The sequence below is a fragment of the Stenotrophomonas sp. P5_A9 genome (genome assembly GCF_056400525.1).
On sequence record NZ_JBFULC010000028.1, the window covers coordinates 37,188 to 58,365 of the forward strand.

A 21,178-nucleotide genomic window follows, 5' to 3' on the forward strand; every position below is an offset into this window, starting at 1 on the left:
GGAAGCCGGGCAACGCCCGGCTCTACGGGGTGGAGAGGGAGGTCGTCGGAGCGTCGATGACCGCGCTGGCGCGGAAACCGGCTTCGGCGAAATGGATCAGTTCGCGGGCGGCATGGGCACGATGCGCCGCTTCGGTGACACCGGCGGGTCGCTTGATCAGGCCGAAATCGGCCATCGCATAGGTCAGCGACCCGGCCAGGAAGTCCAACCGCCAGTACAGCTCTTCCTTGCTCAGCTCCGGCACGCAGGCCGCGATGGCCTTGCCGAAATCGCGCAGTACATGGCCGTAGTGGTCGGAGAGGAACTTGCGCAGGTTGTCGTTCTTCTCGGCATAGGCGCGGGCGATGACCCGCACGAAGGCGCCGCCGGTCTGGCGGTCCTGGGCCATCGCCAGCGCCGGTTCGACGAACGCGGCCAGCACCGGGCGCAGCTGGCCGGGATGCTCGCGGCGGGCGCTGTCCAGCTGGGCCAGGCGGGCGGCGGTCATCTCGTCCATGCGACGACGGAACACCTCGTTGACCAGGTTTTCCTTGGACCCGAAGTGGTAGTTGACCGCCGCGATGTTCACGTCGGCCTGGCTGGTGACCTGGCGCAGGGAGGTGCCGGCAAAGCCATGCTGGGCGAACAGCTCCTCGGCCGCGCCGAGAATGCGGTCCTTGGTGGAGAAATGAGCGGGCTTGGCCATGGGGCGGGCAGAGTTCAATCAAACGATTGTTTGATATTAGACCTGGGGCTGCGCTGGCGCATTGTGCGGCGCAGCAGAAACGGGCGTTCGTTCATCCGCCCCTCCCGGTAGTGCCGRCCGCTGGCCGGCAACCACGCCATTGCCTGAACAGGCCGATCACCACGGCACACAGGGCGTTGCCGGCCAGCGGYCGGCACTACCGCGGGGGCGGGTTACACGTTAGAATTGCCTCACGTATATCAGGCTAAGCCCGCGTTTTGACGCGGGTTTTTTTCATGTTAATCTCGGGCCGATCAGTGGCCCGCCCAACGGAGAATTCCCATGGCGCTGGAGCGCACCCTTTCCATCATCAAGCCGGACGCCGTCGCCAAGAACGTCATCGGTGAAATCTACGCCCGCTTCGAAAAGGCCGGCCTGAAGGTCGTCGCCGCCRAGTACAAGCAGCTGTCGCGCCGTGAAGCCGAAGGCTTCTACGCCGTGCACCGTGAGCGTCCGTTCTTCAACGCGCTGGTCGAGTTCATGATCTCCGGCCCGGTGATGATCCAGGCGCTGGAAGGCGACAACGCCGTGCTGGCCCACCGCGACCTGCTGGGCGCCACCAATCCGAAGGAAGCCGCTGCGGGCACCATCCGCGCCGACTTCGCCGAATCCATCGATGCCAATGCCGCCCACGGCTCGGACTCGGTCGAGAACGCCGCGATCGAAATCGCCTACTTCTTTGCCGCGACCGAAGTCGTCTCGCGCTGAGAGTGATGCCGTGAACGAGGTCGTACAGCCAACCGCCATCCCCGTCGTGCTCGTCCCGAGCATGCCGGTGGCCAAGCAGAACCTGCTCGACCTCGATCGCGAGGGTCTGGAGCGCTTCTTCGCCGACACGCTCGGCGAAGCGCGCTACCGCGCCCATCAGGTGATGAAGTGGATCCACCACCACTACGTCACCGATTTCGATGAGATGACCGACCTGGGCAAGGCGCTGCGCGCCAAGCTCAAGCAGCATGCCGAGGTCCTGGTCCCGAACATCGTGTTCGACAAACCCTCCGCCGACGGCACCCACAAGTGGCTGCTGGCGATGGGCAGCGATGGCAAGAACGCCATCGAAGCGGTCTACATCCCGGACAAGAACCGCGGCACGCTGTGCGTGTCCTCGCAGGTCGGCTGCGCGCTGAACTGCACGTTCTGTTCGACCGCCACCCAGGGCTTCAACCGCAACCTCTCCACCGCCGAAATCATCGGGCAGGTGTGGGTGGCCGCGCGTCATCTGGGCAACATCCCGCACAAGCAGCGTCGTCTCACCAATGTGGTGATGATGGGCATGGGCGAGCCGTTGATGAATTTCGACAACGTCGTGCGCGCCATGAGCGTGATGCGCGACGACCTGGGCTACGGCCTGGCCAACAAGCGCGTGACCCTGTCGACCTCCGGCCTGGTGCCGCAGATCGATCGGCTGTCGGCGGAAAGCGATGTGTCTCTGGCGGTGTCGCTGCACGCGGCCAACGATGCGCTGCGCGAGACGCTGGTCCCGCTGAACAAGAAGTACCCGATCGCCGAGCTGATGGCCTCGTGCGCGCGCTACCTGCGCGCCAACAAGCGCCGCGAATCGGTCACCTTCGAATACACCCTGATGAAGGGCATCAACGACCAGCCCGAGCATGCCCGGCAGTTGGCGCGGCTGATGCGCCAGTTCGACAACGCCGTGCAGGCCTCGCACGCAGGCAAGGTCAACCTGATTCCGTTCAATCCGTTCCCGGGCACGCGCTACGAGCGTTCCGGCGATACCGAAATCCGCGCGTTCCAGAAGATCCTGCTGGATGCGCAGGTGCTCACCATGGTGCGACGCACCCGTGGCGACGACATCGATGCCGCCTGTGGCCAGCTCAAGGGCCAGGTGCTGGATCGCACGCGTCGCCAGGCCGAGTTCAACAAGACATTGCAGGAAGGGAAGAGCCGGGATGCCGCTGCCTGAAATCCGATTGCCAGCCGTTGTTTTCATCGCGCTGGCATTGGTCGGCTGCGGTAAACAAGGTATCAGGCCGCCCACCGGGAATTTGGCGGTCGCGCCGGTGTACGAGGTCCGCGACAACGCGTCGATCCGGCAGCGGGTCGGTTACCAGGACCAGATGACCCTGGCCACCGAAGCGTTCCGCGCCGGCCAGGCCCAGGCGGCGGAAAAGAAGGCGCGCGCGGCGGTGAAGATCGATGGCAGCCGCCCGGACGCGTACCTGCTGCTGGCCAACATCGCCAGCCAGCGCGGTGCCGACACCGAGGCCGGCACCCTGTACCGCAAGGCCGTCGACGTGGCGCCGGGGCAGGGCGATGCACTCAACAACTATGGCGCCTGGCTATGTACGCATGGCCAGGCCGCCGAATCGCTGGTCTGGTTCGACCGCGCCATGGCGGCCCCCGGCTACGCCACGCCGGGCTCGGCGCTGGCCAATGCCGGTGGCTGCGCGCTCGATGCGGGGCAGTCCGAACGGGCCGCCCGCGACCTGCGCCGCGCCATCGAACTGGACCCGACCAACGCCTATGCCCTCGAGTCGATGGCTCGCAGCGAGTTCGCCCAAGGCCGGTATTTCGAGGCCCGGGCCTTCTCGCAACGTCGTCTCGCGGCTGCACCGGCCACACGTTCCGTGTTACAACTTGCGTCTCAAATCGAGGCGCAGCTCGGCGACGACGTGGCATCCGGTCGCTATCTGCAGCGAATTCGCAACGAATTTCCGCAGGATGCGGCACCTAATCCCCGGGGTTGAAGCATTGTGATTGATGACCAGACTGTGAACGCTTTTGATACCGCCGCCGGCTGTGGAGCTCGTCTCCGGCAGGCGCGGGAAGCGGCAGGACTGACGCTCGAAGCAGTGGGGCAGCAGTTGCACATGCCGATGCAGGTCGTGAAATCGCTTGAAGAAGAGCAGTGGCAGCGCCTCGGCGCGCCGGTGTTCGTGCGCGGCCAGCTGCGCAGTTACGCGCGGCTGCTCAAGGTCGACCTGGGCGACGTGCTGGAACAGGCCCGGATCGGGCCGGTGGTCCCGCCGCAGCTGGTCAGCCATACGCACACCCCGCGGGCGCGCCGCATCGCCGAGAGTCTCGGCCGCCGGGTGCTGTATGTCGGTATCACCGCCGTGCTGGCGGTGCCGGTGTGGTTTGCCACCCGTGGTCATTTCGATGGCAGCGCCGCCGCGCCCAGTACCGCCTCGCTGGACGTTGTACCGGCAGCGGTTCCGATGAGCGGCAGTCCGGCCCCGGCCGAGTCGGTCCACCCGGACGCGGCTCCGATCGTGGCTACCCCGGCCGCGCCGTCGGCGCCTTACCTGGCCTCGTTGACACCCGTGCCGCGCCCGGCCACCGCCGCGACGGCACCGACCGGTGCGCTCAGCCTGCAGTTCAAGGGCGACAGTTGGGTGGACATCGCCGCCCCGGACGGCAGTACCGTCGAAAAGGCCCTGATCAAGTCCGGCGACACCCGCAGCTTCAGCCCCGGCCAGGTCGGGCGCATGACGCTCGGCAACGCGTCGGCGGTCGAGGTTCAGCAGGCCGGCACTATCGTCGACCTTTCGCCCTACCAGCGAGCCAACGTGGCACGCTTTACGGTATCCTCTGACGGCTCCGTGGCCCCAGTTCCGCACTGAGCCGCGTTTCCCAATCCAATTCAAACAGCTCCTCCTTCACAGGCGGGGCGAGAGTACGCATGGCGATCGACGACCTGCTCGACGAGCACGAACAAAGTGAACGCGTCCGCGGCTGGCTGCGGAAGAACGGTGTCAGCATCCTCGCCGGTGTGGCGATCGCGATCGGCGGCATCGCCGGTTGGCAGTGGTGGCAGAAGGAGCACAGCAACTCGCTTGCTGGTGCCAATGTCCAGTACCAGGCGGTGCTCAAGCACCTGCAGGACAAGAACCTGGCGGAAGCGGCCAAGGGCGTGAAGGCGCTCGACGACGGCAAGGCCAACATCTATTCGGACCTGGCTGCGCTGCAGCTGGCCAAGGCCCAGGTCGAAGCCGGCAAGAATGATGACGCGCTGGCGACCCTGCGCGCGATCAAGGCCGACCCGGAGTTCCAGCCGGTCATCGAGCAGCGCATCGCGCGCCTGCTGCTGGCCACCGGCAAGCATGACGAGGCGCTCAAGGCGCTCGGCGACGCCACCGACAGCGCCAGCCTGGAAATCCATGGCGACGTGTTGATGGCGCAGGGCAAGCGTGATGCTGCCCGGCAACAGTATGAGAAGGCGCTCAAGACGCTGGACGTGGCAGCGCCGCAGCGGCGTCTGCTTGAAACCAAAGTGACGGATGCCGGTGGCAACGTCACCGATGCTGCGGAGTCGGTGTAATGAAGCAGATGGTCATGATCAAGCGCGTTGCCACCCTGGTCCTGTTGGGCGTGGCGTTGTCCGGCTGCACCACCGTCAAGGGGTGGTTCGCCGGTAAGGACGCGGCCGCCAAGAAGGCCCTCGAGCCGGCGGAACTGGTGAAGTTCGAGCCGACCGTCAAGGTCGACAAGCTCTGGAGCGTCAACGTCGGCAAGGGCGAGAAGCGCATCGGCGTGCGCCAGGGCCCGGCCGTGGCCGATGGCCGCGTGTATGCGGCGGCGATCTACGGTGGCGTGCACGCCATCGACCTGCAGACCGGCAAGAAGGTCTGGACCTGGGAGCCGGCCAAGGAAAAGAAGAAGCCCAAGCTGCGCCTGTCCGGTGGTCCCGGCGTCGGCGAAGGCCTGGTGGTGATCGGTACGCTTGATGGCCAGGTGATCGCCCTCGATGCCAACGACGGCACCGAAAAGTGGCGTGGCAAGGTGACCGGCGAAGTGATTTCCGCCCCGGCCGTTGGCCAGGGCATGGTGTTCGTCCGCAGCAACGACGGTCGCGTGACCGCGCTGGACGCCGGCAACGGCACCCAGCGTTGGTTCAACCCGCGCGAGCTGCCGGCACTGACCGTGCGTGGCAATGCGGCGGTGGTGGCCGGCCCGGGCGTGCTGTTCATCGGCAACGACGACGGCAGCGTGTCTGCGCTGGCGATGACCGACGGCCGCACCGTGTGGGACCAGATGGTCGCCAACGGTGAAGGCCGCACCGAGCTGGAGCGCATGTCCGACGTGGACGGCGCCCCGGTGCTGGAAGGCAATACGCTGTTCGTGAGCAGCTTCAAGAGCCAGACCATGGCGATCGAAGGCCCGACCGGCCGTCCGCTGTGGACCCGTGACCATGGTGGCGCCGGTGGCGTGGCCCTGACCTCGGGCAATGTGTTCGTCACCGACAACAAGGGCGGCGTGTTCGGCCTGGACAAGAACAGTGGCACCGCGATGTGGTCGCAGACCGGCCTGGCCCGGCGCTCGCTGACCGGTCCGGCACTGCAGGGCGACTATATCGTGGTCGGCGACTACAAGGGGTATCTGCACTGGTTGCGGACCGACAATGGCGAGTTCGCAGCTCGCGCCAAAAGTGGCGGCGACGCCCTGCTGGCGCAACCGGTAGCCGCCGATGGGATTCTGCTGGTGCAGAACGTTGATGGAAAGCTGACCGCATTCCGGTTGGCACAATAAGGAGTTACCGCGATGCTGCCCTTGGTCGCCCTGGTTGGACGGCCGAATGTCGGCAAGTCCACGCTGTTCAATGCGTTTACCCGTACGCGCGACGCGCTGGTCCATGACCAGCCCGGCGTGACCCGGGACCGTAATTACGGTGTTTGTCGTCTTAACGAAGACCACCCGTTCCTGGTGGTCGATACCGGCGGTATCGCCGGTGAAGAAGAAGGTCTGGCCGGTGCTACCGCCCGCCAGGCCCGCGCCGCCGCCGCCGAGGCGGATCTGATCCTGTTCGTGGTCGACGCCCGTGAGGGCCCGATGGACGACGAGATCCTCTCCTGGCTGCGCAAGCTGGCGCGCCCGACCGTGCTGTTGATCAACAAGATCGACGGCATGAACGAAGATACCGTGCGTTCGGAGTTCGCCCGCTACGGCTTCGCCGAAATGCTGACCGTGTCGGCCGCCCACCGCCAGGGTCTGGACGATCTGCTGGACGAAGTGGTGGAGCGGTTGCCGGAAGAAGGCACCACCGAAACCCTCGACAACGATCCGGACCGCGTGCGTATTGCCTTCGTCGGCCGCCCCAACGTGGGCAAGTCGACGCTGGTCAATCTGCTGCTCGGCGAAGAGCGCATGATCGCCTCCGAAGTGCCCGGTACCACCCGTGATTCGATCTCGGTGGACATGGAGCGCGACGGTCGCGAATACCGCCTGATCGACACGGCCGGCCTGCGTCGCAAGGCGCGGGTGGAGGAAGTGGTTGAGAAGTTCAGCGTGATCAAGACGCTGCAGGCCATCGAGCAGTGCCAGGTGGCCGTGCTGATGCTGGACGCGTCCGAAGGCGTCACCGACCAGGACGCCAGCGTTCTGGGCGCGGTGCTCGATGCCGGTCGTGCGCTGGTGGTGGCGATCAACAAGTGGGACGGCCTGACCGATTACCAGCGCGAGCAGGCTGAAGCGCTGGTGTCGCGCAAGCTCGGTTTCGTGCCGTGGGCCGAAGTGGTGCGCATCTCGGCCAAGCATGGCTCGGGCCTGCGCGAGCTGTTCCGCTGCATCCACGCCGCGCATGCCTCGGCGACGCACGAGTTCAGCACCAGCGAAGTCAACAAGGCGCTGGAAGTGGCCTACGAGACCAACCCGCCGCCGGCGATCCGTGGTCACGTGTCCAAACTGCGTTACGTGCATCCGGGTGGCTCCAACCCGCCGACCTTCATCGTGCACGGTACGCGCCTGAAGGATCTGCCGGAGTCGTACAAGCGCTATCTGGAAAACTTCTTCCGCAAGCGCTTCAAGCTGGTCGGCACGCCGGTGCAGTTCATCTTCCGCGAGGGTGTGAACCCGTACGAAGGCAAGAAGAACGTCCTCACCGAACGCCAGGTCAAGCGCAAGCGCCGCCTGATCAAGCACGTCAAGGGCCGATGATGCAAAGAAGAGCCGGCGAAAGCCGGCTCTTCCGCATCCGGTAGTGCCGAGCCATGCTCGGCAGGCCACGCGCAGCGTGGCAATGATCGAAGCCGGTAGTGCCGAGCCATGCTCGGCAGGCCACGCACAGCGTGGCAATGATCGAACCCGGTAGTGCCGAGCCACGCTCGGCAGCCCACACGCAGCGCGGCAATGATCGACCCCGGTAGTGCCGAGCCACGCTCGGCAGGCCACGCACAGCGTGGCAATGATCGACCCCGGTAGTGCCGAGCCATTCTCGGCAGCCCACGCGCAGCGCGGCAATGATCGACCCCGGTAGTGCCGAGCCATGCTCGGCAAGGCCCTTGCACCTAGCAATTACCGACGCCTGGAGCAGCCGAGCATGGCTCGGCTCTACCGCCCCCCAATCCCCCTGTCCGTCTGCGCGATAATCCTCGCATGAGCACCGTTCCCGAACTCACCCCCGGTCAGGCCCGCGCACGCATCGCCAGCGGCGCCCTGCTGATCGACGTCCGCGAGGCGCACGAGCGGGCCAGCGGCATGGCCGAAGGCGCGCTGGGCATCGCCAAGGGCGACCTGCTGGCCGCGCCGGCGACGCATCTGCCGGCCACCGACCGCGAGTTCGTCCTCATCTGCCAGAGCGGCAAGCGCTCGATGGACGCCGCGCTTGCCTTGCTGGATCACGGGTATACCCACGTGGCGTCGGTCCACGGCGGCACCACCGCCTGGCGTGCTGACGGCCTGCCGCTGGTGCAGCCGCTGCAGAGCGAGGCGGACGCAGATTTCAACGAACGTTATGCGCGTCACCTGCTGCTGCCGCAGGTGGGCGTGGCCGGTCAGCAGGCATTGCTGGCTGCGCGCGTGCTGATGGTCGGGGCCGGCGGCCTCGGCGCGCCGGCCGGTTTCTATCTCGCCGCCGCCGGGGTAGGACACCTGCGCATCGCCGACGATGACGTGGTGGAGCGCAGCAACCTGCACCGGCAGATCCTGCACACCGACGCCAGCATCGGCACGCCCAAGGTGCTGTCGGCGCGCGAACGGCTGCTGGCGCTGAACCCGCAGTTGGACATCGACGCGGTGCAGGCGCGCGTCACCTCGGCGAATGTGGATGCCCTGCTCGACGGGGTCGACGTGGTGCTGGACGGCTCGGACAATTTTCCGCTGCGCTACCTGCTCAACGATGCCTGCATCCAGCACGGCATCCCGCTGGTGTACGGCGCGGTGGAGCGCTTCACCGGGCAGGTCAGCGTGTTCGATGCTGGCCGCCATCGCGGGCAGGCGCCGTGCTACCGCTGCCTGTTCCCGGAGCCGCCGCCGCCCGAATTCGCGCCCAACTGCGCCGAAGCCGGCGTGCTCGGCGTGCTGCCGGGGATGGTCGGGCTGCTGCAGGCCACCGAAGTGCTCAAGCTGCTGCTGGGGATGGGCGAGCCGCTGGTCGGGCGGCTGCTGACCTTCGATGCGTTGGGCATGCATTTTCGTGAGACGCGCCTGCGCCCCGATCCGGACTGCCCCCTGTGTGCGCCCGGCAGGGCCTTCCCCGGCTATATCGACTACGCCGCGTTCTGCAACAGCATCTGATGCGGGTCGCGGGGCAGGGTAGAGCCGACCCATGGTCGGCTGTCCTTGGCGCGGTCTCCGGCGGGGCGAGCAGCCGACCATGGGTCGGCTCTACCGGGTCTGCGCGGTGTTATGGCGCTGTTTGCGAGACGATCTGCCAAGTGAGTCCCGTCATCGTTCTGTTTTCGGCACGATAAAACCTAACACGCACGCTACTTCCATCCGAAGCTTTGCCCTATCGTTGTCTCCATCAATGTAGTTCGGGGAAACAACCGCATGGCGGTGGAAGCAGGTGCCAGTGAACTGGTGAAAGTAGTCGCCCTGCTGGGTGCGGCAGTGGTCATGGTGCCGCTGTTCCGTCGGCTTGGGCTGGGCTCGGTGCTGGGCTATTTCGCCGCGGGCCTGGCGATCGGTCCGTTCGGTTTTGGATGGTTCGCCGACCCCCAGGCCATCCTGCATACCGCCGAACTCGGCGTGGTGATGTTCCTGTTCGTGATCGGACTGGAGATGCGCCCCTCGCACCTGTGGGGGCTGCGCAACGAAATCTTCGGATTGGGCACGCTGCAGATCGTGGTCTGCGGCGCGGTGCTCACCGGGGTGTGCATGTTGCTGGGCCTGCCGGTCAAAGTCGCCTTCATCGGTGCGTTCGGCTTCGTGCTGACCTCCACCGCCGTGGTGATGCAGCTGCTGGCCGAGCGCGGCGACATCGCCTTGCCCTCGGGCCAGAAGATCGTCTCGATCCTGCTGTTCGAAGACCTGCTGATCGTGCCGTTGCTGGCGGTGGTCGCGTTCATCGCACCGGTGCAGGCCGATGCCGGTGAAACTTCGCGCTGGCTCAGCGTGGGCATCGGCGCGGGTGCGATCGTCGGGCTGGTGCTGGTGGGGCGGTTCCTGCTCAACCCGCTGTTCCGCATCCTGGCCGCAGCCAAGGCGCGCGAGGTCATGACGGCCGCTGCGTTGCTGGTGGTGCTCGGCGCGGCGTTGCTGATGCAACTGGGTGGGCTGTCGATGGCGATGGGCGCGTTCCTGGCCGGCGTGCTGCTCAGCGAATCCACCTTCCGCCACCAGATCGAGGCGGACATCGAGCCGTTCCGCGGCATTCTGCTCGGCCTGTTCTTCCTCAGCGTAGGCATGGCGCTGGACCTGACCGTTGTAGCCAACAACTGGCCGCTGATCGTGTCCGGCGTGCTCGCGCTGATGCTGGCCAAGGCGGCGTGCATCTACGCGGTGGCGCGGATCATGGGCAGCGACCACCGCCAGGCGCTGGACAGAGGCGTGGTGATGGCGCAGGGCGGCGAGTTCGCCTTCGTGCTGTTTTCCGCAGCTGCCGCGGCGGGCGTGATCGGGGTGGAGGTCAATGCCAACCTGACCGCGATCGTGGTGCTGTCGATGGCGCTGACCCCGCTGTTCGTGCTGCTGCACGACAAGCTGATGCCCGACCGCGTGATCTCGCTGGAGGGCGTGGAAGCGGCCGATGGCATGTCCGGCAGCGTGTTGATGATCGGTTTTGGCCGCTTCGGCCAGGTCGCCAGCCAGTCGCTGCTGGCGCGCGATGTGGACGTGACCATCATCGACAACGACATCGAGATGATCCAGAGCGCGGAGAAGTTCGGCTTCAAGATCTACTACGGCGACGGCACCCGGCTGGACGTGCTGCACGCCTCCGGTGCCGGCGTGGCGCGTGCCATCGCGGTGTGCGTCAACGACAGCGCGCAGGCCGACCGCATCGTCGAACTGGTCGCCCACCAATTCCCGCAGGCCAAGCTGCTGGTGCGCTCCTTCGACCGCGAACACTCCTTGCGCCTGATCCATGCCGGCGTCGATTTCCAGATCCGCGAGACGTTCGAATCGGCGGTCGCCTTCGGCGAGGCCGCGCTGGTCGAACTCGGCCTGGGCGAAGAGGATGCAGCGACCATCGCCCGCGAGATCCGTCGCCGCGATGCCGAGCGCTTCGAGCTGGAAATCGCTGGCGGCGGACTCATCGCCGGTGCGCACATGACGTTCGGTAATTCGCTGCCCGGCGTGCCGACGCCGACGCCGTTCACTGCGCCCAAGCGCAAGGCGCGCACGCTGAACGCGGACGCGTTGCCGGAAGAGGAATGACGATCAGGTAGTGCCGGCCGCTGGCCGGCAACCATGCAGCGCCATCCGGGCGGATGGGGGCGTGGGCCAGCGGCCACCACGACCGGTGGGCGAGGGGGCCTGAATCAGGGACAATGGACGACCGTCGCCCCCACGCCTGCCGCCCTCGATGAGCTCACCGACCCCCGCACCCGCCGCCCCCGCCCGCATCCTGGACGGACGCCGCATCGCCGAAGACCTGCTGGACAGCCTCAAGGTCCGGGTCGATGCCCGTCTGGCCGCCGGTGGCAGCCGCCCGGGCCTGGCCGTGGTGCTGGTTGGCGGTGACCCGGCCTCGACCGTGTACGTGCGCAACAAGCGCCGCGCGGCCGAGAAGGTCGGCATCGAAGCCTTCGATTACGATCTGCCGGCCGGCACCACCGAGGCCGAACTGCTGGCGCTGATCGACCAGCTCAACCACGATCCGAAGATCCACGGCATCCTGGTGCAGTTGCCGCTGCCGGGTATCCCCGACGCCAGCCGCCTCATCCACCGCATCGACCCGCGCAAGGACGTGGACGGTTTCCATCCGGAAAACGTCGGCCACCTGGCCCTGCGCGAGTTCGGCCTGCGCCCCTGCACGCCGCGCGGCATCGTGACGCTGCTGGGCCACACCGACCAGCCGGTGCGTGGCCGCAACGCCACCATCGTGGGCGTGAGCAACCATGTCGGCCGGCCGATGGGGCTGGAGCTGCTGATCGCCGGCTGCACCGTGACCAGCTGCCACAAGTTCACCCCGCGCGACGTGCTCGAGCGCAGCGTGCGTGACGCCGACATCCTGGTGGTGGCGGTGGGCCGTCCGGGCATCGTTCCCGGCGAATGGGTCAAGCCGGGCGCGGTGGTGATCGATGTGGGCATCAACCGCCTCGACGACGGCCGCCTGGTCGGCGACGTGGGCTTCGAGGCCGCCGCCGAGCGCGCAAGCTGGATCACCCCGGTCCCGGGCGGGGTCGGGCCGATGACCGTGGCGACGTTGATGCAGAACACCATCGAGGCGGCGGAAGCCTTCTGACCGTCTGGTCCTGACTCGCGGTCGGCACCTCCCGCGGCCGTGATCCCGGGCCGACCCGCACCTGCTGTGGCCGTGATCCCGGGCAGACCGACACCTGCCGCGGCAGCGATCCCGGGCTGACCGGCATCTGGCGCAGCCGCGACCTCGGGTAGAGCCGACCGTTGGTCGGCTGCGCCTGGATCGGTGTGCCACCGCGCCAAGAGCAGCCGCGACGTCTCGCTCGTCCCCGCACACTCCCTGATCCTGCCCAAGGATGTCAGCCTGGAAACCCGGCTGACCCGCGACCTGCGGCTGAAGCTTCCGATCCTTTCCGCGGCCATGGACACGGTCACCGAAGCCCGCCTGGCGATCGCCATGGCCCAGCTCGGTGGCATGGGCATCATCCACAAGAATCTGAGCGTGGAGCAGCAGGCCGCTGAAGTCGCCAAGGTCAAGAAGTTCGAGGCCGGCGTCATCCGCGACCCGATCACCGTCGGCCCGGAAACCACCATCCGAGACGTGCTGGCCCTCACCCAGGCGCGCAACATCTCCGGCGTGCCGGTGGTGGACGGCGGCGGCCAGCTGGTCGGCATCGTCACCCACCGTGACATGCGCTTCGAGACCGAGCTGGACGATCCGGTCCGCCACATCATGACCAAGAAGGATCGCCTGATCACGGTCAAGGAAGGCGCGGCCTCCGATGAAGTGCTGCAGCTGCTGCACCGCAACCGCATCGAGAAGATCCTGGTCGTCAACGATGATTTCGCCCTGCGCGGCCTGATCACCGTCAAGGACATCCAGAAGAACACCGATTACCCCAACGCCGCCAAGGACACCGCCACCCGCCTGCTGGTCGGCGCGGCCGTCGGCGTCGGTGGCGATACCGACCGCCGGGTCGAGGCGCTGGTCGCCGCCGGGGTGGACGTGCTGGTGGTGGACACCGCGCACGGCCACTCGCAGGGCGTGCTGGACCGCGTCAGCTGGGTCAAGAAGCACTTCCCGCAGGTGCAGGTCGTCGGTGGCAACATCTGCACCGGTGAAGCCGCACTGGCGCTGCTGGACAGCGGCGCGGACGCGGTCAAGGTCGGCATCGGCCCGGGCTCGATCTGCACCACCCGCGTGGTCGCCGGTGTCGGCGTGCCGCAGATCACCGCGATCGACTTGGTCGCCGAGGCGCTGCAGGACCGCATCCCGCTGATCGCCGACGGTGGCATCCGTTACTCCGGCGACATCGGCAAGGCGCTGGCCGCCGGTGCCTCCACCATCATGATCGGTGGCCTGCTGGCTGGTACCGAGGAATCGCCCGGCGAGACCGAGCTGTTCCAGGGACGTTCGTACAAGAGCTACCGCGGCATGGGCTCGCTGGCCGCGATGGAGAAGGGGTCCAAGGACCGCTACTTCCAGGACGCCTCCAGCGCCGACAAGCTGGTGCCCGAGGGCATCGAAGGCCGCGTGCCGTACCGCGGCCCGGTTGGCGGCATCATCCACCAGTTGATGGGCGGCCTGCGCGCCACCATGGGCTACGTGGGCTGCGGCACCGTCGAAGACATGCGCACCAAGCCGAAGTTCGTCAAGATCAGCGGCGCCGGCCAACGTGAGAGCCACGTCCACGACGTGCAGATCACCAAAGAGCCGCCGAACTACCGCGCCTGATGCAGCATGAGCAAAGAGGAACGAGGAAGCTGATTCCCGTTCCTCTTTCTCTATCGGCCGCCGGTAACGACGCTGTGTTTCCCGTATTTACTCCTGCATTGCCCGGGCACCATGACCAACATCCATAACGACAAGATCCTCATTCTCGATTTCGGCGCCCAGTACACCCAGCTGATCGCGCGCCGCATCCGCGAGCTCGGCGTGTACTGCGAGATCTGGGCATGGGACCACAACCCGGCCGACATCGCCGCGTTCGGCGCCAAGGGCATCATCCTGTCCGGCGGCCCGGAATCGACCACCCTGCCGGGTGCGCCGGCCGCACCGCAGGAAGTGTTCGACAGCGGCCTGCCGATCTTCGGCATCTGCTACGGCATGCAGACCCTGGCCGCCCAGCTCGGTGGCGCCACCGAAGCGGCCGACCAGCGTGAGTTCGGCCATGCCGAAGTCAACGTCGTCGCCCCGGATGCGCTGTTCAAGGGCCTGAGCGACCACGGCGGCGAGCCGAAATTGAACGTCTGGATGAGCCACGGCGACCACGTCTCCGTCGCACCCCCGGGCTTCACCGTCACCGCGGTGACCGATCGCATCCCGGTGGCCGCGATGGCCAACGAAGAAAAGCGCTGGTACGGCGTGCAGTTCCATCCGGAAGTGACCCACACCCTGCAGGGCCAGGCGCTGCTGCGCCGCTTCGTGGTGGACGTGTGCGGCTGCGAAACCCTGTGGACCGCCGCCAACATCATCGACGACCAGATCGCCCGCGTGCGCGAGCAGGTGGGCGATGACGAAGTGATCCTGGGCCTCTCCGGCGGCGTTGATTCGTCGGTCGTGGCCGCGCTGCTGCACAAGGCGATCGGCGACAAGCTGACCTGCGTGTTCGTCGATACCGGCCTGCTGCGCTGGCAGGAAGGCGACCAGGTGATGGCGATGTTCGCCGAGCACATGGGCGTCAAGGTGATCCGCGTCAACGCGGCGGACCGCTACTTCAGCAAGCTCGAAGGCGTCAGCGACCCGGAAGCCAAGCGCAAGATCATCGGCAACCTGTTCGTGGACATCTTCGATGAAGAATCCACCAAGCTGAAGAACGCCAAGTGGCTGGCGCAGGGCACCATCTACCCCGACGTGATCGAGTCGGCCGGCAGCAAGACCGGCAAGGCCCACGTGATCAAGAGCCATCACAACGTCGGCGGCCTGCCCGAGCACATGAAGCTGGGCCTGGTCGAGCCGCTGCGTGAGCTGTTCAAGGACGAAGTGCGTCGCCTCGGCGTCGAACTCGGCCTGCCGCGCAGCATGGTCTACCGCCATCCGTTCCCGGGCCCGGGCCTGGGCGTGCGCATCCTCGGCGAAGTGAAGCGCGAATACGCCGAACTGCTGGCCAAGGCCGATGCCATCTTCATCGACGAGCTGCGCAAGGCCGATCTGTACGACAAGACCAGCCAGGCGTTCGCGGTGTTCCTGCCGGTGAAGTCGGTGGGCGTGGTCGGTGATGCGCGTGCGTATGAGTGGGTGATCGCGCTGCGCGCGGTGGAAACCATCGATTTCATGACGGCACATTGGGCGCACCTGCCGTATGACTTCCTGGGCACGGTGAGCAACCGGATCATCAATGAGCTGCGGGGGGTGTCGCGGGTTGTCTATGACATCTCGGGGAAACCGCCGGCGACGATCGAGTGGGAATGAGTTGAATGACGAGGGCGCCGCGAGGCGCCCTCGTCAGTTGTGCGACCGGTGCTGACAGGTAGGGGCACGCGACGGCCCGACTGTCGTACGTTACGCACCGCGTTGCCACCGTCGTGCCGCAGAAAAAGCCGGCTGCTGCTGTTCTGCATGTCGACGCTGATCTGCGCCTGCCGCTCGCACCCAACATGCGTGATGCGAGGACAGTTGGTCACTGGGGTTCAGCGGATCTCAAGCGGTTGATGGCGCAGGCGTACGAGGGTCGGGAAGTGTCCGGAATTGGCTGATCAGAAAATAATTTGACATATCGGAAATATCTTTGTAATTCTGCGAAGGTCGTCTTTCCCGGATTCCCGCCGTGCTCGTGATTGCGCTTCCCTGCTGCTTGGCAAACGTGCTCGATCGCAAGGTGCGCCCATGAGCGCGCGGCGGCCCGCCCGTGATATCGCTCGCTACACGCTGCCCCTTCTGTTCCTCGGCATCTTCATTGCCGCATGGTCTGCCTGGAGCGCGCAGAAGACGCCGCCGCCACAGTCGGCCAGCATCGCCGCTGCCGAATTCTCGGCGGCCCGCGCCATGCAGCACCTGCGCTGGATCGCCGCCGAACCGCATCCCACCGGCTCGGCCGCTGCGGCGCGGGTGCGCGATGGCCTGGTCACGCATCTGCAGCAGGCGGGATTGCAGGCATCGGTGCAGCGCGCGCATGCGGCTGCGGAGTACGGCAAGGGCGACGGGCGCGGTGTGCGCGCGGCCAATGTAGAGAACGTGGTCGCCGTACTGCCGGGCCGTGATCGCAGCTTGCCTGCGGTGCTGCTGATGGCGCACTACGACAGCGTGGCCCAGTCGCCCGGTGCGGCCGACGATGGCCTCGGCGTTGCGGTGATGCTGGAAATAGCCCGTGTGCTGCAGAAAGATGCACGGCAGCGTGACGTGGTGTTCCTGTTCACCGATGCCGAGGAGGCTGGCCTGTTGGGTGCGCGCGCGTTCTTTGCATCGCATCCGCTGGCCGCGCGGATCGGGACGGCGATCAACCTGGAGGCGCGTGGCAGCAGTGGCCGTGCGGTGCTGTTTGAAACCGGACCGGGCAATGCGGCGCTGTTGAAGACGTTCGCATCGCTGGCGCCGCAGCCGCTGGGCAATTCGTTGACCGGCTTCGTCTACCGCTACATGCCCAATGGAACCGACTTCACGGTGCCGGCAAAGCTGGGCATTCCTGGCGTGAACTTCGCGATCATCGGGAGCCAGTTCGACTATCACGCCGCCACCGCGAGCGTGGCCAACCTGGACCCGGGCAGCGTGCAGCACATGGGCGCGCAGGTGCTGCCGCTGGTACGGCAACTGGCAACCTCCGCGACCCTGCCGACGTCCAGGCGGGATGCGATCTACAGCGATCTGCCGGGCGGCTGGATGATCGGCGTGCCGATGTGGTCGGGCTGGTGCGTGCTGGCGTTTGGACTGCTCGTCCTTGTCGTGGTCGCGCGCCGTACCACGTTCAAGCAGGGCGGTTGGCGGGGCGTGGTCGGTGGTGTGGCGTGGTGGCCGCTGGCATTGCTGTCGGTTGCCCTGGCGGTGCGGGTGTCGTACCGGTTGCTGGGCGGTGGCGATGCCAGCCTGGTGAACAACCGCGACCTGCTGGCGGCATTCTCGACGCTGGCGGCGGGCGAGGGACTGTTGGCCATCGGCGTGGTGCTGGCGTTGGGTGCACTGACGCTGTGCAAGGCCGGGCGTAAACCGTTTGCCGTGCTGGCCCTGCTGGTGGGGGCCTGTGCCTCGCTGCGCGGCGGCGTGGATGTCATTGGGCTGGTGCTGGGTGTGCTGGTCGCGCTGCTGGCGTGGACCAGCGCCGGTAGCGCGGTACGCGGCGAAAGCGTGCGGCTGGGTGCACTGGGCCTTGCCTGGCTCATCGGCGCCATCGTGCAGGTGCTGGCGCCCGAGCTGGCGCCGCTGCTGCTGTGGCCGTTGCTGGCACTGGCTGCAGTCGCTTGGCTGCTGCCCGCGCAGGTGCCGCTGCAGATCGCCCGTGTGATCGTGGCGGCGGTGATCACCGCGTTCGCATTGGCGCATGTCTTCCACTTTGCGCTGCAGCTGTTCGAGGCGATCGGGTTCGGCACGCCGGAGGTACTTGCGTTGCCGTTCGCGTGGCTGGCCGCGCTGTTGCTGCCGTGGGTGCGTTTGGCTCACGGAAGCGGGCGCCTGCTTGCCGGTGCTGCGATCGCCACGCTGCTGGTGGCCGCTGGTGTACTCACTGCTGCGTCGTTTACCCGCTCCGACCCAGAGCGCTATCCGGAATTGTCGCAGGTGATCTTCGTGGCCGATCCGGAAAACAAGCAGTACCACCGGGTCAGCGTGCTACCGGGGGTGTTGGACTGGAGCCGGAACGCCTTGGGTGCAGGGCAGGGTGAAACGGTGCATGTTTCGGTCCCGGCGCTGGACCTGACCGACGCCATGGCGACGCCCGCGGAGGCAATTGCGATGGCCGAGCCGGTGCGCTTTGAGACGTCGCACGATGCCGAGACCGGCCAAGCGGTGCTGCGCATCCTGGCACCGGCGGGCACCCGCGATCTGCGGGTACGGCTGAAGAGCAGCGTGGTGGTGCCCAAGGTGCAGTTGCAGGGCGAGGATGCGCCGCTACTGGATGAGGCCGAGCGTTGGTCGCGGTTGCGTTGGCAGGCGCCGGGGCCGCAGGGAATCGAGCTGCGCTGGCCGGCAAACAGCGGCCCGGTCGAGGTGCAGGTGGCGGCCGGGATCGATGGCTGGCCGGGTGATGCGGCGCCATTGCCGGCGCGGCCGGCGCATGTCGTGCCGTGGGGCACGTCGGATATGACCTGGGTGTTGGGGACGACGCGGGTGGTGGAATAGATCCAGCAGGATGCGTCCGAGCGTGGCGCTGACCCACCGTGGGTTGGAGCTGCTTTTGGCGATAAACAAACGGCCCGCACTGCGGGCCGTTTGTTTGGGTGCCTGCCAAGGCATCGGAGCCAAGGCATCGGAGCCAAGGCATCGGAGCCAAGGCATCGGAGCCAAGGCATCGGAGCCAAGGCATCGGAGCCAAGGCATCGGAGCCAAAGCGTCCGGGCCAAAGCGTCCGAGCATGGCTCGGACCTACCGGACCTTCCGGACCTACCGGACCTGCCTAGATATGCAGCGCATGCCCCAACGCACGCAGCGCCGCCTCCTGCACAGCCTCACCCAACGTCGGGTGCGGGTGGATCGTGCCGGCGATATCTTCCAGCGTGGCGCCCATCTCAATCGACTGCACGAAAGCAATCGACAGTTCCGAGACCTGCACGCCCACGGCCTGCCAGCCGAGGATGCGGTGGTCGCTGCTGCGCGCGACAACGCGCACGAAGCCATCGGTGGATTCCAGCGACATCGCACGGCCATTGGCGGCGAACGGGAACAGCGCGACCTTGGTCTCGATGCCCTGTGCCTTGGCTTCGTCCGGTGACAGCCCGACCACCACGATTTCCGGATCGGTGAAGCACACCGCCGGAATCGCGGCCGGCACGAAGTGGCGCTTCTTGCCGCTGACGATCTCGGCCACCAGTTCGCCCTGTGCCATCGCCCGGTGCGCGAGCATCGGCTCACCGGCGACATCGCCGATCGCMCACACGTTGCGCATCGAGGTCTTGCACTGGTCGTCGATCTTGACCGCCTTGCCGGCCAGATCCAGCTGCAGCGATTCGAGATTGAAGCCGTCGGTCTTCGGGCGACGGCCGACCGCGACCAGGATCTGGTCGGCGTCCAGCGCGATTTCGTTACCGTCCTTGTCGCGCACGCGCAGCTGGCCGTTGTCGGCCAGGCCAAGCACGCTGTGGCCGGTCAGCAGCTTCACGCCGGACTTCTCCAGGTGCGTGGCCACTGGCTTGGTCAGCTCGGCGTCGTAGGCCGGCAGGATGCGCTCCTGGGCCTCGACTACGGTGACCTCGCAGCCGAGCTTGCGATACACCGTGCCCAGCTCCAGACCGATGTAACCGCCTCCGACGACGATCAGCTGCTTGGGCAGCGAGGTCGGCGAGAGGGCTTCGGTGGAGGAGATGACCTTGCCACCGAACGGCAGGAACGGCAGTTCCACCGGCACCGAACCGGTGGCCAGCAGCAGGTGCTCGCAGGTGATGCGCAGCGTGCCGCCGTCTTCCGCGGCACCGGCGATCTCGACGGTCTTGCCGTCGACGATCGTGGCCCAGCCCTTGATCAGCTGCGCGCCGTTCTTCTTCAGCAGTGCACTGACGCCACCGGTCAGCTTCTTGACGATGCCGGCCTTCCACGCCACGGTCTTGGCCAGGTCCAGCGACGGGGCCTGCACGCTGATGCCCAGCGGCGAGGTGCCTTCCGCATACGCGGTGACCTTGGCGAACTCCTCGGCGGCATGGATCAGCGCCTTGGAGGGAATGCAGCCGATGTTGAGGCAGGTGCCACCCGGATTGACGCCCTCGACCACGATGGTCTTGACGCCGAGCTGGCCGGCGCGGATGCCGGCGATGTAACCGCCGGGACCGCCGCCGATGATCAGCAGCTGGGTTTGAAGGGTATTGGACATCGCTTACTCCACGAACAGCAGGGCCGGGGTTTCCAGGCGCGTACGGATCGCCTGCACGAACTCGGCCGCATCCATGCCATCGACGATGCGATGGTCGAACGAGGACGACAGATTCATCAGCTTGCGCGCCACCACCTGGCCCTCGCGGAACATCGGGCGTTCGATGATGCGGTTGACGCCGACGATCGCCACTTCCGGATGGTTGATGATCGGGGTCGAGACCACACCGCCCACCGCACCGAGGCTGCTGATGGTGATGGTCGAGCCGGACAGCTCCTCACGGGTGGCCTTGCCCACGCGCACCGCGTTGGCCAGGCGCGCGATCTCGGTGGCGGTCTGCCACAGATCCAGCGACTCGGCATGCGCGACCACCGGCACCGACAGGCCGACCTCGCTCTGGGTCGCGATGCCCAGCTGCACGCCCTCATAGCGGGTCACGATGTTGGCCTGATCGTCATAGCGGGCGTTCATCTGCGGGAAGTCGCGTGCGGCCAGCACCACGGCGCGTGCCAGCAGCGGCAGCAGGGTCAGCTTGCCGCGCTCCTTGGCCCAGCGCTCGTTGAGCTTGGCGCGCAGGGCTTCCACTTCCGTGACGTCGATTTCTTCCACATAGGTGATGTGCGGAATGGTCGTCCAGGACTGCTGCATCTTCTGCGCGATCTTGCGGCGCAGGCCCATGATCGGCACCTGCTGCTCGCCGGTACGGCGCGCGTAGCTGCTGCCACCGGCACTGCCGCCGACCGGCTGCGCCTTGCCACCGGCGGCGGCGTAGGCGTCCAGATCGGCCTGCAGGATGCGACCGCCCGCGCYGGTGGCCGGCACGTAGCGCAGCTCGATCCCCAAGTCCCACGCGCGCCGGCGCACGGCCGGCGAGGCCAGCGGGGCTTCACCGGCGTTGAGTACGCCATTGGTGACCGCGCCGCGCGCGTCCTGCTTGGCGGCAGGGGTGGGTGCGGATGCGGCGGCGGCCTTGGCGGGCGCCGCTGCCGGTGCAGCCTCGGCGGCGGCCGCAGGTGCAGCGGCC

16 protein-coding genes are annotated in these 21,178 nt (G+C 66.9%); 13 read left to right on the forward strand and 3 right to left on the reverse strand.

Going from position 1 to position 21,178, the window contains the following annotated elements; all coding sequences use genetic code 11:
• Nucleotides 1–22: 22 nt before the first annotated feature.
• Nucleotides 23–685, reverse strand: a complete 663-nt coding sequence (locus AC1DR7_RS10855; protein ID WP_256773962.1) for a TetR/AcrR family transcriptional regulator — start codon at nucleotides 683–685, stop codon at nucleotides 23–25.
• A gap of 321 nt (nucleotides 686–1,006) precedes the next feature.
• Here AC1DR7_RS10855 and ndk point away from each other — a divergent pair, with 321 nt between their 5' ends.
• From ndk to AC1DR7_RS10920, 13 genes are all read left to right on the forward strand, one after another.
• On the forward strand, nucleotides 1,007–1,432 hold the full coding sequence (ndk, locus tag AC1DR7_RS10860) for a nucleoside-diphosphate kinase (protein WP_478076482.1): 426 nt from the start codon (nucleotides 1,007–1,009) through the stop codon (nucleotides 1,430–1,432).
• A gap of 10 nt (nucleotides 1,433–1,442) precedes the next feature.
• Nucleotides 1,443–2,648: a dual-specificity RNA methyltransferase RlmN gene (gene rlmN, locus AC1DR7_RS10865; RefSeq protein ID WP_478051914.1), complete on the forward strand. Its 1,206-nt coding sequence runs from the start codon at nucleotides 1,443–1,445 to the stop codon at nucleotides 2,646–2,648.
• A complete protein-coding gene (pilW, locus tag AC1DR7_RS10870; protein ID WP_457318647.1) occupies nucleotides 2,635–3,432 on the forward strand; it encodes a type IV pilus biogenesis/stability protein PilW in 798 nt (265 codons plus the stop codon). Before rlmN ends, pilW begins: the two co-directional genes overlap by 14 nt.
• Before the next feature lie 6 nt (nucleotides 3,433–3,438).
• Entirely contained in the window at nucleotides 3,439–4,308 is an 870-nt protein-coding gene (locus AC1DR7_RS10875; RefSeq protein WP_457318648.1) for a helix-turn-helix domain-containing protein, read from the forward strand.
• Nucleotides 4,309–4,367: 59 nt separating this feature from the next.
• A complete protein-coding gene (locus AC1DR7_RS10880) occupies nucleotides 4,368–5,006 on the forward strand; it encodes a YfgM family protein (RefSeq protein ID WP_457318649.1) in 639 nt (212 codons plus the stop codon).
• A complete protein-coding gene (bamB, locus tag AC1DR7_RS10885) occupies nucleotides 5,006–6,214 on the forward strand; it encodes an outer membrane protein assembly factor BamB (RefSeq protein ID WP_478052826.1) in 1,209 nt (402 codons plus the stop codon). Before AC1DR7_RS10880 ends, bamB begins: the two co-directional genes overlap by 1 nt.
• Before the next feature lie 12 nt (nucleotides 6,215–6,226).
• Nucleotides 6,227–7,618, forward strand: a complete 1,392-nt coding sequence (der, locus tag AC1DR7_RS10890) for a ribosome biogenesis GTPase Der (protein WP_457318651.1) — start codon at nucleotides 6,227–6,229, stop codon at nucleotides 7,616–7,618.
• Between the two features lie 438 nt (nucleotides 7,619–8,056).
• Nucleotides 8,057–9,196 carry a molybdopterin-synthase adenylyltransferase MoeB gene (gene moeB / locus AC1DR7_RS10895; RefSeq protein ID WP_457318652.1) on the forward strand — a complete coding sequence of 380 codons (1,140 nt, stop codon included), beginning with the start codon at nucleotides 8,057–8,059 and terminating at the stop codon, nucleotides 9,194–9,196.
• A 255-nt stretch (nucleotides 9,197–9,451) separates the two neighbouring features.
• The gene (locus AC1DR7_RS10900) at nucleotides 9,452–11,278 is read left to right on the forward strand and encodes a monovalent cation:proton antiporter-2 (CPA2) family protein (protein WP_478052044.1); all 1,827 of its coding nucleotides are present in this window, start codon (nucleotides 9,452–9,454) and stop codon (nucleotides 11,276–11,278) included.
• Between the two features lie 148 nt (nucleotides 11,279–11,426).
• The gene (folD, locus tag AC1DR7_RS10905) at nucleotides 11,427–12,308 is read left to right on the forward strand and encodes a bifunctional methylenetetrahydrofolate dehydrogenase/methenyltetrahydrofolate cyclohydrolase FolD (RefSeq protein WP_256773954.1); all 882 of its coding nucleotides are present in this window, start codon (nucleotides 11,427–11,429) and stop codon (nucleotides 12,306–12,308) included.
• Between the two features lie 183 nt (nucleotides 12,309–12,491).
• Nucleotides 12,492–13,940: an IMP dehydrogenase gene (gene guaB, locus AC1DR7_RS10910; protein WP_478076483.1), complete on the forward strand. Its 1,449-nt coding sequence runs from the start codon at nucleotides 12,492–12,494 to the stop codon at nucleotides 13,938–13,940.
• Nucleotides 13,941–14,051: 111 nt separating this feature from the next.
• Entirely contained in the window at nucleotides 14,052–15,617 is a 1,566-nt protein-coding gene (gene guaA / locus AC1DR7_RS10915; RefSeq protein WP_313218074.1) for a glutamine-hydrolyzing GMP synthase, read from the forward strand.
• Nucleotides 15,618–16,031: 414 nt separating this feature from the next.
• Nucleotides 16,032–18,473, forward strand: a complete 2,442-nt coding sequence (locus AC1DR7_RS10920; RefSeq protein ID WP_478053048.1) for a M20/M25/M40 family metallo-hydrolase — start codon at nucleotides 16,032–16,034, stop codon at nucleotides 18,471–18,473.
• A gap of 274 nt (nucleotides 18,474–18,747) precedes the next feature.
• Here AC1DR7_RS10920 and lpdA read toward each other — a convergent pair whose 3' ends face one another.
• Together lpdA and AC1DR7_RS10930 are read right to left on the reverse strand one after the other, a co-directional pair.
• Nucleotides 18,748–20,154 (reverse strand): dihydrolipoyl dehydrogenase, encoded by a 1,407-nt coding sequence (gene lpdA / locus AC1DR7_RS10925; protein WP_478076484.1) that lies wholly within the window; start codon nucleotides 20,152–20,154, stop codon nucleotides 18,748–18,750.
• Nucleotides 20,155–20,157: 3 nt separating this feature from the next.
• A partial coding sequence (locus AC1DR7_RS10930; protein WP_478076485.1) for a dihydrolipoamide acetyltransferase family protein occupies nucleotides 20,158–21,178 on the reverse strand: 1,021 nt, incomplete at its 5' end.

What these genes read in the sequence shown, in the direction of transcription:
- AC1DR7_RS10855 (WP_256773962.1), bottom strand. Translation starts at nt 685, where the DNA reads ATGGCCAAGCCCGCTCATTTCTCCACCAAGGACCGCATTCTCGGCGCG.
- pilW (WP_457318647.1), top strand. Translation starts at nt 2,635, where the DNA reads ATGCCGCTGCCTGAAATCCGATTGCCAGCCGTTGTTTTCATCGCGCTG.
- AC1DR7_RS10880 (WP_457318649.1), top strand. Translation starts at nt 4,368, where the DNA reads ATGGCGATCGACGACCTGCTCGACGAGCACGAACAAAGTGAACGCGTC.
- bamB (WP_478052826.1), top strand. Translation starts at nt 5,006, where the DNA reads ATGAAGCAGATGGTCATGATCAAGCGCGTTGCCACCCTGGTCCTGTTG.
- der (WP_457318651.1), top strand. Translation starts at nt 6,227, where the DNA reads ATGCTGCCCTTGGTCGCCCTGGTTGGACGGCCGAATGTCGGCAAGTCC.
- moeB (WP_457318652.1), top strand. Translation starts at nt 8,057, where the DNA reads ATGAGCACCGTTCCCGAACTCACCCCCGGTCAGGCCCGCGCACGCATC.
- AC1DR7_RS10900 (WP_478052044.1), top strand. Translation starts at nt 9,452, where the DNA reads ATGGCGGTGGAAGCAGGTGCCAGTGAACTGGTGAAAGTAGTCGCCCTG.
- folD (WP_256773954.1), top strand. Translation starts at nt 11,427, where the DNA reads ATGAGCTCACCGACCCCCGCACCCGCCGCCCCCGCCCGCATCCTGGAC.
- guaA (WP_313218074.1), top strand. Translation starts at nt 14,052, where the DNA reads ATGACCAACATCCATAACGACAAGATCCTCATTCTCGATTTCGGCGCC.
- AC1DR7_RS10920 (WP_478053048.1), top strand. Translation starts at nt 16,032, where the DNA reads ATGAGCGCGCGGCGGCCCGCCCGTGATATCGCTCGCTACACGCTGCCC.